At 58.6% G+C, this 11,700-nt stretch carries 13 protein-coding genes; 12 read left to right on the top strand and 1 reads right to left on the bottom strand.

Annotated features, from left to right (window positions below; genetic code table 11):
* The first annotated feature begins 200 nt into the window (after positions 1 to 200).
* Complete coding sequence (gene speB, locus ACQUTI_RS17505; RefSeq protein WP_004205166.1) at positions 201 to 1,121, top strand: agmatinase; 921 nt, start codon at positions 201 to 203, stop codon at positions 1,119 to 1,121.
* 127 nt (positions 1,122 to 1,248) lie between these two features.
* On the opposite strand, the gene ACQUTI_RS17500 is transcribed toward speB, so the two are convergent.
* Positions 1,249 to 2,469, bottom strand: a complete 1,221-nt coding sequence (locus tag ACQUTI_RS17500) for an MFS transporter (RefSeq protein WP_057212958.1) — start codon at positions 2,467 to 2,469, stop codon at positions 1,249 to 1,251.
* A 427-nt stretch (positions 2,470 to 2,896) separates the two neighbouring features.
* Between ACQUTI_RS17500 and ACQUTI_RS17495 the strand changes: the two genes are divergently transcribed.
* The 11 genes from ACQUTI_RS17495 to ACQUTI_RS17445 all read left to right on the top strand — a co-directional run bounded on the left by ACQUTI_RS17495 (position 2,897) and on the right by ACQUTI_RS17445 (position 11,699).
* Entirely contained in the window at positions 2,897 to 3,220 is a 324-nt protein-coding gene (locus ACQUTI_RS17495; RefSeq protein WP_004151769.1) for a Rieske (2Fe-2S) protein, read from the top strand.
* Positions 3,217 to 3,525, top strand: coding sequence for a recombinase-like helix-turn-helix domain-containing protein (locus ACQUTI_RS17490; RefSeq protein ID WP_017899772.1), 309 nt, complete (start codon positions 3,217 to 3,219; stop codon positions 3,523 to 3,525). The genes ACQUTI_RS17495 and ACQUTI_RS17490 overlap by 4 nt, the downstream gene beginning before the upstream one ends.
* 10 nt (positions 3,526 to 3,535) lie before the next feature.
* Positions 3,536 to 4,558, top strand: coding sequence for an aromatic ring-hydroxylating oxygenase subunit alpha (locus ACQUTI_RS17485; RefSeq protein ID WP_004205160.1), 1,023 nt, complete (start codon positions 3,536 to 3,538; stop codon positions 4,556 to 4,558).
* Complete coding sequence (locus ACQUTI_RS17480) at positions 4,558 to 5,307, top strand: SDR family oxidoreductase (RefSeq protein WP_122542284.1); 750 nt, start codon at positions 4,558 to 4,560, stop codon at positions 5,305 to 5,307. The genes ACQUTI_RS17485 and ACQUTI_RS17480 overlap by 1 nt, the downstream gene beginning before the upstream one ends.
* A gap of 13 nt (positions 5,308 to 5,320) precedes the next feature.
* Positions 5,321 to 6,109 (top strand): IclR family transcriptional regulator, encoded by a 789-nt coding sequence (locus ACQUTI_RS17475; protein ID WP_045392053.1) that lies wholly within the window; start codon positions 5,321 to 5,323, stop codon positions 6,107 to 6,109.
* Positions 6,110 to 6,197: 88 nt separating this feature from the next.
* Entirely contained in the window at positions 6,198 to 7,124 is a 927-nt protein-coding gene (locus ACQUTI_RS17470; protein ID WP_045379551.1) for a VOC family protein, read from the top strand.
* The gene (locus ACQUTI_RS17465) at positions 7,121 to 8,317 is read left to right on the top strand and encodes an NAD(P)/FAD-dependent oxidoreductase (RefSeq protein ID WP_049004126.1); all 1,197 of its coding nucleotides are present in this window, start codon (positions 7,121 to 7,123) and stop codon (positions 8,315 to 8,317) included. The genes ACQUTI_RS17470 and ACQUTI_RS17465 overlap by 4 nt, the downstream gene beginning before the upstream one ends.
* 26 nt (positions 8,318 to 8,343) lie before the next feature.
* Positions 8,344 to 9,600 (top strand): MFS transporter, encoded by a 1,257-nt coding sequence (locus tag ACQUTI_RS17460; protein WP_004205154.1) that lies wholly within the window; start codon positions 8,344 to 8,346, stop codon positions 9,598 to 9,600.
* Between the two features lie 10 nt (positions 9,601 to 9,610).
* Complete coding sequence (locus ACQUTI_RS17455) at positions 9,611 to 10,141, top strand: cupin domain-containing protein (RefSeq protein WP_155026838.1); 531 nt, start codon at positions 9,611 to 9,613, stop codon at positions 10,139 to 10,141.
* A 9-nt stretch (positions 10,142 to 10,150) separates the two neighbouring features.
* Positions 10,151 to 10,921, top strand: coding sequence for an alpha/beta fold hydrolase (locus ACQUTI_RS17450; RefSeq protein ID WP_017899776.1), 771 nt, complete (start codon positions 10,151 to 10,153; stop codon positions 10,919 to 10,921).
* Positions 10,905 to 11,699, top strand: coding sequence for an SDR family oxidoreductase (locus tag ACQUTI_RS17445; protein ID WP_106938690.1), 795 nt, complete (start codon positions 10,905 to 10,907; stop codon positions 11,697 to 11,699). Before ACQUTI_RS17450 ends, ACQUTI_RS17445 begins: the two co-directional genes overlap by 17 nt.
* Position 11,700: the final 1 nt, after the last annotated feature.

Raw genomic sequence — 11,700 nt, 5'->3', positions numbered from 1 at the left:
CCTGCGTATGTCGGCCGCATAAGGCGAAGCCGTCATCCGGCAGACGGCGATACTCACTTGAACCCGTATGCATTACCGGCGATAATTCACGCCAATAAGCGATTTATCTATCAAACCCTTCCTCGTCGGGCCTAACGACGCGGAGGGGTTTTTTTATACTTATTTTTTACGTTCCACGACTGTGAAAAGAGGTCATATCCATGAGCACTTTAGGTCATCAATACGATAACTCCCTGGTATCCAATGCCTTTGGCTTCCTGCGTTTACCAATGAATTTCATGCCTTACGACAGCGATGCTGACTGGGTCATCACCGGCGTACCGTTCGATATGGCGACCTCCGGGCGCGCGGGCGGCCGTCATGGCCCGGCGGCGATCCGTCAGGTTTCCACCAATCTCGCCTGGGAGCACAATCGTTTTCCGTGGAACTTCGACATGCGTGAACGCCTGAACGTGGTTGACTGCGGGGATCTGGTGTACGCCTTCGGCGACGCGCGCGAAATGAGCGAGAAGCTGCAGGCCCACGCCGAGAAGCTGCTGGCGGCCGGCAAGCGCATGCTCTCCTTTGGCGGCGACCACTTTGTTACGCTGCCGCTGCTGCGCGCCCACGCCAAACACTTCGGTAAAATGGCGCTGGTGCACTTCGATGCCCACACCGATACCTATGCCAACGGCTGCGAGTTCGACCACGGCACCATGTTCTACACCGCGCCGAACGAAGGGCTTATCGATCCCAACCACTCCGTACAGATCGGTATTCGCACCGAATTCGATAAAGATAACGGTTTCACCGTGCTTGATGCGGGCCAGGTTAACGACCGCAGTGTCGATGACGTGATTGCCCAGGTGAAGCAGATCGTTGGCGATATGCCGGTGTACCTGACCTTTGATATCGACTGCCTGGATCCGGCGTTTGCGCCAGGAACCGGTACCCCGGTGATCGGCGGGCTGACTTCCGACCGCGCGATCAAGCTGGTGCGCGGCCTGAAGGATCTGAACATCGTCGGGATGGACGTGGTGGAAGTCGCCCCGGCCTACGATCAGTCCGAAATCACCGCCCTGGCGGCGGCGACTCTGGCGCTGGAGATGCTGTACATCCAGGCGGCGAAGAAGGGCGAATAAATCTGTTCCCGTCATATTTCAAGTTGCATAGGCGTGGGCAATAACTCGGCCCATCCCTGGGCCTCGTCCTTACAGGGCCAGCGCAAGCGCTGTTCAAAACGGCTAGCCGTTTTGTCCTGCAACTTTTTTAGGGTATAGACGCGTTTACTGCTGCTGCGCGACGCATACGCAGCAGCAGTGCGCCGCCGGCGCACAGCGTAATCAGCTGCGATGCCACCAGTACGGAAAAACCTGAACTGACCGATCCCACTGATTTCATTACCACTCCCATCAGCAGCGGAATAAACGCCGCGCAGATGTTGCCAATGCCGTTAATGATGCCATAGGCGCTGCCTACCGCTTCGCGCGGGGCGTGATGCTGAACCACCGCGGGGATCGCTGCCCCCTGTAATCCCCAGAACACGTTCGCCGCCAGCATAAACAGCGCCAGCATCGCCGGCTGTTCGCTGAGGATTAGCGCCAGCACGGAACCGGCGGTGAGTAGACCGCCAATAATAAACAACAGCGGCGCCTGCTCCGGGCGCATTTTGTCGAGGAGCACGCCGCCAAGGAACTTTGAGCCCAGGCTTAACAGAAAGGGGACAGCCGCCAGCAGGCCGGTGGCCTGTAGCGAGAAATGATGCTCATCGCGCAGCCAGGCTGGCAGCCAGGCGCTACTCCCCCACAGATAGCTGAGGGTGGCAATTTCTACCAGCAGGATCCAGCCAAGCAGCGGCGTACGCCAGGCGAGGGCAAAAGTTTGGCTAAAGCCAGGCTTCGCGCGCTGTGCAGTCACTTTTGGCGCGGGGAGAAACCGCCAGATTAACCCTCCGCCGAGCAGGAGATTCATCAGCGCCAGCGCATAGAAGGAGCCGATCCAGCCAACGTGCGCCATCAGCCAGGTGACCAGTGGGAAGCCTACCGCTAGCCCCAACGATACGCCAAGGGCGGTTACCGCATTCGGTTTGCCGATTTCATCGGCGGCAAAGTTGTCGTTGATAAAGCGCGTTTTCAGTGAAAACAGCGGTCCCTCCGCCACGCCAAGCACGATGCGCGCGATCAACATTCCCACCAGTGAACCGAGTAATGGGGAAATGGCGCACACCAGCGCCCATATAACAATGCTGATTAACAGCCCCTGACGATAATGCCATCTACTTTCTATAACTGGTGTTAATAATAATGCCGAAAACCCATAACCCAGAAGAAAGCATGTCATTAGCATGCCTTGTAACATTCTGTTTTCATTTAACTGGAAGTGGGCAGCGAATTCCGGGTTAAGGATCATCACCGAGATATTTACCCGATCGACGTAGGAAATAATTATTAACAAAAGTAATGCTATTACCCCTTGCCATCTTGCCGCCATTCGTTGTCTCCACGCTTAATTTAATGATTGCCAGTTATTATTTTTTAACGCCAGAAATAGTTACATGAGTAAAATGGTTCACCTGTGAAACTCATTGTTTTTAAATGATTAAATAAAGAGTTGTTTCATGGGTGAAACACCATGGTTTCCGCTGCTGCCCATTTTTAATGATCGATTTGAAAAGAAGTCAATAGTCGTATGTGAAATTTAAATCGGAATTTTTATTTATAATGGATCACCGCTTTAAATATCATCATTTCATCTGAATGCAGTTTTTCGTGATCAATTGCACACTTAGCTAATTTAAAAGCAATTCATTAACAAGTTTGTCACATTAACGCTTGACGAAACATTCGCCGCTTTTATATTGGTCGTATTAAATAAGAAACACAGTTTCATATATGAAACAACGGCCTGGAGGATTGCGATGAGCTGGATAGGCGTATGTGACGCGGAGCAAGTACAAGAAGATTTTCCATATAGCGGCAATATCGACGGTAAGGAGATCGGCATTTATCTGATTGATGGCGAATATTACGCGCTGGAAGACGTTTGCCCTCATGCCTATGCGCTCCTGAGCCAGGGCTTTGTCGAAGATGGCAAAGTGGAATGCCCGCTGCATGAGGCGGTATTCGACGTGAAAACCGGCCAGTGCCTGCATGGCCCCGGCGGTCGCAACCTTAATCGTTACCCGGTGCGGGTATATGACAATCAGATCCAGATTACCTTTATTGAGGAGAACGTGGCATGAGCGAATCCCTGGATTTCAACCCGGCGCTACCGGAAAGCCGCCAGTTTACGCCACCGGCGGAAGGTGGAAACGGCAATATCCATAAGCCCGGCGACTATCCCAATCTGATCTGGCAAACCCGCAGCCGGGTGCCGGAAAACTGGGAACTGCAGCTTATCGCCACTCTGGAAACGCTGTTCGAGCAGGGCGCGGAAAGCCTCGGTGAGCTGGTGAACGGCCTCAATGGCGTCAGGATGCATGACCAGCAGGGCGAACCATGGAGCGAAAGCAGTTTCCAGGCATTTTTACAGGTTAACGGCTACTGAGGACACAGCGATGACGACAACGGTACAAAACTATCTTGATAAAGGGTTGCGCGGCCTGTGGTATCCGGTGCTGGCGAGCTGGGAAGTGCAGTCTGCGCCGGTAGGCATTACCCGTCTCGGCGAGCAGATCGTGGTCTGGCGGAATAAAGATGGCCAGGTGCAGGCCCTGGAAGACCGCTGCCCGCATCGCGGCGCGCGCCTGTCGATGGGCTGGAACTTAGGCGATCGTATCGCCTGCTGGTATCACGGCGTGGAAGTCGCCGGCAACGGCGAAGTCAAAGACGTCCCGGCGGTGGACCGCTGCCCGCTGGTCGGCCAGCAGTGCGTGCGCAGCTACAACGTGCAGGAAGCGCACGGGGCAATCTTCCTGTGGTTCGGCGTCACCGCCGACCAGCAGCCTGATGAACTGAGCTTCCCGGAGGAGCTGGCCGACCACAAAAAATACAGTCACTTCCTGTGCACCGCGGCGTGGAAATGCAACTACCAGTACGCGCTGGAAAACGTGATGGACCCGATGCACGGTACCTATCTGCACTCGTCATCGCACTCGATGGCGGAAGGCGATCGCAAAGCCGATATGGTGCTGCAGCCGACGAAAACCGGCTTTATCTTCGAGAAAAAAGGGCAGAGCGGCGTCAACTTTGACTGGGTTGAACTGGGCAACAGCGGCGCCTACTGGATGCGCCTGTCTATTCCGTACAAAAAGCGTTTCGGGCCGGGCGGCCACTTCTGGATCGTCGGCATGGTGGTTCCGGAAGATAACGATAACTGTCGCGTCTTCTTCTGGCGCATCCGCGGCGTACAGGGCTGGCAACGCGATCTGTGGCGCTTCATGTACCGCAACCGTCTGGAAAAACTGCACTGGGAAGTACTGGAACAGGATCGCGTGGTGCTGGAGAGCCTGGCGCCGAACGCCCGCGATCATGAATATCTCTATCAACATGATGTCGGTCTGTCCCGACTGCGCCGCATGATGCAGAAAGCGGCGAAAGAGCAGCTAGCGCTCCGCGAAGCGCAGCAGGGTGCCGCCTGATGAACGGCCTGCTGAACGGTAAACGCATTGTCGTCACCGGCGCGGCGCGCGGCCTGGGTTACCACTTTGCCGAAGCCTGCGCCGCGCAGGGCGCGACGGTAGTGATGTGCGACATCCTGCAGGGGGAGCTGGCGGAAAGCGCTCATCGCCTGCAGCAGAAGGGCTATCAGGTCGAGTCCCACGCCATCGATCTTGCCAGTCAAACGTCGATCGAGCAGGTTTTTAGCGCCATCGGCGCGCAGGGGCCTATCGATGGCTTAGTCAATAACGCGGCGATGGCGACCGGCGTCGGCGGTAAAAATATGATCGATTACGATCCGGATCTGTGGGATCGGGTGATGACGGTCAACGTTAAAGGCACCTGGCTGGTGACCCGCGCTGCGGTACCGCTGCTGCGGGAAGGCGCGGCGATCGTCAACGTCGCCTCGGACACCGCGCTGTGGGGCGCGCCGCGGCTGATGGCCTATGTCGCCAGCAAGGGCGCGGTAATTGCGATGACCCGTTCCATGGCCCGCGAGCTGGGTGAAAAGCGGATCCGTATCAACGCCATTGCGCCGGGGCTGACTCGCGTCGAGGCCACGGAATATGTTCCCGCCGAGCGTCATCAGCTGTATGAGAACGGCCGCGCGCTCAGCGGCGCGCAGCAGCCGGAAGATGTCACCGGCAGCGTGGTCTGGCTGCTGAGCGATCTTTCGCGCTTTATCACCGGCCAGCTGATCCCGGTCAACGGCGGTTTTGTCTTTAACTAACAAGTGAGGCGGTATGGCGAACGATCAGGAAGTGAAGTACCTGGTACCGGGGCTTGAGCGCGGTTTACAACTGCTGCTGGCGTTTGGCGAGCAGCATCGCGATCTGACCTTTGCCGAGCTGCATCGGCTGGTGGATATGCCGAAAGCGACCGCCTATCGCGTGGTGCAGACGCTGGAATATATGGGTTTTCTCGAGCGTAACGCCCGCACCAATACCTTTTCGCTGGGCATGAACGTACTGCGTCTGGGCTTTGAATATATCGCTTCACTGGATGTCGCCCAGGTGGGTCAGCCTGTCATCGAGCAACTGCGCGATATCAGCCAGTGCAGCAGCCATCTGGCGATCCGCGACGGCCGCGACATCATTTACATCGCCCGCGTCAGCGCCGCCGGTTCGCGTATCAACCAGGTCAGCGTCGGAACGCGGCTACCGGTGCACTGCACCTCGCTTGGCCGCATGCTGCTGACCGATGTTTCCCGCAGCGAGTTTGAGCAATTGTTCCCGGATGAACGTCTGCCGGGCAATACGCCGGGTCAGCTGTACGACCGCGAAGCGCTGTGGCAGATGGTGCAGCAGGATAAAGCCCGCGGCTATGTGATTGGCGAATCGTTCTATCGCCACGGTATCTCATCGATTGTCTATCCGGTCTTTGACCGCAGCGGCCGGGTGGCGGCGGTCGTTAGCATTCTGGTGCCGTCGGACGAGATCCCGCAAAGCGATCGCGAGCGGTTACAGAACGAGGTCAGTATGGCGGCGGACAAAATTTCCGGTTTCCTCGGATATTTGTCACAGGCAAGTTAAATCAACAACTTAACGGCAGACGCTTGATTGCGTCGGGCATGTTTTACGCCCAAATTCGGGCGACTGAACGGTAAAGAGGCGACGAAGAATGAGTATTACCGGAATTGAAAAGCTGGAATTTGGCGTAGACGACCTGAACCACAGCGCGAAATTCATGCGCGATTTTGGCCTGACCGGCGACGCCAGCGGCCGCGCGTTTACCACCCTCAGCGGCGCGCGGGTCGAACTTAACCCGACCGATAGCGCCGACCTGCCGCCAGCCTTTGAGGCGGGCAACACCCTGCGTCGCATGACCTGGGGCGTGGCGGATCGGGCGGCGCTGGATGCGCTGCGCCCGAAGCTGGAACGTCAGCCCGCTTTCCGTGAAATCGACGGCGCGCTGGAGTGCCGCGACCCTAACGGTATGACGCTGCGGGTGCAGGTAAGCCAGCAAACGGCGGTGGAACTGAACGTCGAGCCGATCAACCAGTGGGGCGATGTACGTCGCATCGACACCCCGAGCCCGGTGTACGACCGCGCGCAGCCGATTAACGTCGGCCACGTGGTGTTCTTCGTGGAAGAACTGGCGGCGGTAGAAAGTTTCTATCGCGAAGTGCTCGGCTTCCAGGTGTCAGACCGCTATATCAATCGCGCAGTGTTCCTGCGCTGCGGCGTGCGCGGTGGACACCATAACCTCTTCTTATTGCAGTTGCCCAACCGAAAACGCGGGCTAAACCACGTCGCGTTTACCGTACGGGATATTCATGAAGTGATCGGCGGCGGCATTGCGATGAATAAAAACGCGTGGAGTACTTTTATCGGCCCTGGCCGCCATCCGGTCTCCTCGGCCTACTTCTGGTATGTCAACAGCCCGACCGGCGGCGCTTTTGAGTACTACACCAACGATGATTATCTGACGGAAAACTGGCAGCCGCGCGAGCTGGAGCATTCACTCGTGTCCTTTACCGAATGGGCAGTGGAAGGCGGTATCGATCACGATACCCGTCGCCAGCAGAAAAAACCGGAGGCGGTATGACGGCGCGGATTGCCATTATCGGCGGCGGCCAGGCTGGCGGCTGGGCAGCGAAAACGCTGCGTGATGAAGGGTTTAGCGGCGAGATTTGCGTGGTTGCCGAAGAGCAATGGGATTTTTACGAGCGCCCGCCGTTGTCGAAGGCGGCGTTGCTGGAGGCCGAACCGGCGCTGCCGCGGTTATTTAGCGCCGAGGCGCAGCAAGCGCTGAACCTACGCTGGTATCGCCCGCTGCGTGCGGATTCGATCGATCGGCAAAATAAAACCGTGGCGCTGAGCAACGGCGAAACGCTGGCATATGACCAACTGCTGATCGCTACCGGCGGCCGGGCGCGACTGCCGTCCGAGGGCTGGGCGCAGCATCCGCAGGTTTATACCCTGCGCCACTGGCAGGACGCGCAGCGTCTGAAGCAGCGGCTGGCATCGGCAACGCGGCTGGCGATCGTCGGCGGCGGCTGGATTGGCCTCGAAATCGCCGCCTCGGCGCGCAAAAGCGACGTGGCCGTAACCCTTTACGAGCAGCAGCCGGCGCTGTGCATGCGCTCGGTCAGTATGGAGGTCTCGCAGGCGCTGGCGCAACTACATCGCCAGCAGGGCGTTGAGATTCGCGGCGGCTGCGGCGCGCTGGAGCTGGAAGATGATAACGGCCTGCCGACTCTGCACTGCGACGGCCAGCGGGAAACCTTCGATGCGGTAGTGGTGGGGATCGGCGTCGATCTGAATCTCGAACTGGCGCGCGATGCCGGGCTCACTGTCGATCGCGGGATTGTCGTTAATGCCCAGGGGCGCAGTAACGATCCGGCGATTTTCGCCGCTGGCGATGTCGCTCAGCACCATCAGTACGGCCTGTGCATTCAGTCGTGGGCCTTTGCGCAAAATCAGGCCATCGCAACGGCGAAAGCGATGCTCGATCCGCAGGCCAGCGGCTACGACGAGGCGCCCTGGCTGTGGTCGGATCAATACGATCGCAATATCCAGATCCTCGGGATCCCGCAGGCGGGCAGCCGCACCATTGTGCGTGACGAGCCGCAGGGCGCGATCTACTTCTCCCTGAATGCCGATGGACGCTTAACTCAGCTGGTGGCCTTCAATAATGCACGTATCGTGAAGCTGGCGAAGCGCTGGATGGCGGCGGGAAGGGATCTCTCTAACGTCCCGCTCGCTGACCCGACTTTCTCGCTGATGTCATTGCGATAAGTAACGCGAACCCTTAAGGGGGAGAAATGACCACATTAGAGACCAACGCCGCGCCTGCAGAGGCGAGCGGCGAGGGCGTCCGCACGCCTGAAAAAGCAGTTCGTTGGGCCATTCCGCTGTCCCTGCTGGCCTGCGTGCTGCTGGCTTTTTTCGACAAAATCAGTATCGCCGCGCTGTTTTCCGATAGTCACTTCCAGCAGGCGATGGGCATCGATTTCGACACCACCCGGCTGGGCATTCTGATGAGCGCCTTTTTGCTGAGTTACGGCTTCTCGTCAGTGTTATTAAGCGGCCTTGGCGACCGGATTGCGCCGCTGCGTCTGCTGACTGGAATGATGGTGGTGTGGTGCATCCTGATGGTGATCATGGGTTTCACCCACAACTACGCGCTGATGGTGATGCTACGCGTCCTGTTGGGCATCGCCGAAGGGCCGCTGTTCCCGCTGGCGTTTGCCGTGGTGCGCCACACCTTCCCGCAGCGGCTACAGGCCCGCGCCACCATGCTGTGGCTGCTCGGCACGCCGGTTGGCGCAGCGTTGGGATTCCCGCTGTCAATTTGGCTACTTAATACTTTCGGCTGGCAGAGCACATTTTTCGTGATGGCGATGCTGACGGTACCGGTGCTGATTTTTGTGCGCATCGGGCTGCGCGGCGTGCAACTGGAGGCGAGAGCGAGCAGCGATAAAACCTCGCAGGAAGCGCGCCGCAGCGCGCGTCGCGAGCTCTTTGTGAGTCCGCATTTTTGGATGATCTGCATCTTCAACATCGCCTTTCTCGCCTATCTGTGGGGGATCAACGGCTGGCTACCGGGCTACCTGATTAAAGGTAAAGGCATTCATCTGGAACACGCCGGCTGGCTGTCGTCGATGCCGTTTATCGCCATGTTGCTAGGCGAAATTATCGGCGCCTGGCTGTCCGACCGCGTCGATAGGCGCGCCGCCGCCTGCTTTATTTCCCTGGCAGGCGCGGGTATTGGCCTGGCGGCAGTGATGCATTTCACCACGCCGCTGCCGGTAATCGCGGCGATGAGCTTTAGCACCTTTATGTGGGGCACCGGCGCGCCGAACATTTTCGCCCTACTGGCTAAAGCGACCCATCCACGGGTCAGCGCCACGGCGGGGGGGATTTTCAACGGGCTGGGAAACTTTGCCGGGGCGCTATCGCCGGCGGTGATGGGCGCGCTTATCGCCTTCACCCATAGCATGGATTCCGGGCTGATTTTTCTGGCAGTGATGGCGGCGGTGGGCTGCGCCCTGTTACTGCCGCTGCTGAGACGTTACTGAGGATAAAACGATGACTGATTCAACCGTAACTGCAAAACAGAGTTTGAAACCTGACCATATGACGATGGAAGAGTGGGTGGAGTCGCGTATCGCGCGCTTCGAAGGCCGTAAATACGACTGGAATGCGCTGAAATTCCAGGCCGATTTCGACCCCAAATATCGCCGCGCGCAGATGCGCTACATCGGCACCGGCGCCACCGGCGTCGCCAGCGATACCAACACCGTTCCGGCGGAGCACTTCACCTTTTCCACCATGGTGTTGCCGTCCAAATGTGAAGGCCCGCTGCATCTGCATGATGACGTAGAAGAGGTGTTCTTCATGCTCAAAGGGCAGATCACCCTGATGATTCAGGATGGCGACAGCTATACCGAAACGGTACTGCGCGAACGCGATCTGATCTCGGTGCCGCCTGGAATTTACCGCGGTTTGTTTAACCACGGCGAAGAGGAGGCGCTGATGTGCGTGATGCTGGGCACGCCGAAACCGCATGTTCCGACTTATCCGGAAGATCATCCGCTGTCAAAAGTGAAGCGTAACTAAGGAGCGATGATGACGGGTTTTCGTGAACAAGGATGCGGGGTACCGCTGACGCTGCTGCACGGCATCAGTTCCGGCGCAGCCTCCTGGCATAAACAGATGGCGCTGCCCGGCTACCGCGTCCTGGCCTGGGATATGCCCGGTTATGGCGAAAGCCCGATGCTTGCGGCGGCGCCGGCGGATGCTGGCGATTACGCTGACGCGCTGGCGCTGATGCTGGACCGTGCCGGGGTAGAACAAACCGTACTGGTCGGCCATTCGCTGGGCGCGTTGGTGGCGGCTGCCTTCGCCGCGAAATATCCGCAGCGGGTGCTTTATCTGGTGCTGGCCGACGTCGCGCAGGGCTACGGTCAGGCGGAGGTCGCACAGCGGGAAAACGTCTGGCTAGGGCGTCAGCAGCAGATAGCGCAAGGCGGCGAGGCGATGGCCCAGGGGCGAGCGGCAAAACTTCTGCGCCCTGGCGCGCGCGAAGCTGATGTGGCGACGGTGGCGGCGGGGATGCGCAGGCTACGCCGCGACGGTTATCTCGCCGCGGCCTGGATGCTGGCTCATGACGACATTCACCGTTGGCTCGCCGACTATCGCGGTCGTCTCTCCGTGTGGTGTGGCGAGCAGGATGCCATTACCCAACCGGAGTTAGTGCAGGGAGTGGCGCTGCGTTACGGCGCTCCTTACATCGCTATCCCGCAGGCTGGGCATGCCAGCTATCTCGATAACGAAATCTTTTTTAATCAACAGCTTTTACGCATAGGGGAAGAGGTGCGCGATGAATGCACAAATTGAAGGACGCGTCGCGGTAGTCACCGGCGGTTCGTCAGGAATCGGCTTTGAAACGCTGCGCCTGTTGCTAGGCGAAGGGGCGAAGGTCGCCTTTTGCGGCCGCAACGCGGATCGTCTGGCCAGTGCCTATGCAGCACTGCAAAACGAATATCCAGAAGGCGAGGTGTTCTCCTGGCGCTGTGACGTACTGAACGAAGCGGAAGTTGAGGCGTTCGCCGCCGCGGTCGCCGCGCGTTTCGGCGGCGTCGATATGCTGATTAATAACGCCGGCCAGGGCTATGTCGCCCACTTCGCCGATACGCCACGCGAGGCCTGGCTGCACGAAGCCGAACTGAAACTGTTCGGCGTGATTAACCCGGTAAAGGCCTTTCAGTCGCTGCTTGAGGCGTCGGATATCGCCTCGATTACCTGTGTGAACTCGCTGCTGGCGTTACAGCCGGAAGAGCACATGATCGCCACCTCTGCCGCCCGCGCCGCGCTGCTCAATATGACGCTGACTCTGTCGAAAGAGCTGGTGGATAAAGGCATTCGTGTGAATTCCATTCTGCTGGGGATGGTGGAGTCCGGGCAGTGGCAGCGCCGTTTTGAGAGCCGAAGCGATAAGAGCCAGAGTTGGCAGCAGTGGACCGCCGATATCGCCCGTAAGCGGGGGATCCCGATGGCGCGTCTCGGTAAGCCGCAGGAGCCAGCGCAAGCGCTGCTATTCCTCGCTTCGCCGCTGGCCTCCTTTACCACCGGCGCGGCGCTGGACGTTTCCGGCGGTTTCTGTCGCCATCTGTAAG

Origin of the sequence: Klebsiella sp. 7-CIP_Kleb. (assembly GCF_050378655.1) — a bacterium.
Classification (GTDB): Bacteria; Pseudomonadota; Gammaproteobacteria; order Enterobacterales; family Enterobacteriaceae; genus Klebsiella; species Klebsiella quasipneumoniae.
This window is presented reverse-complemented; position numbering and strand designations above follow the sequence as displayed.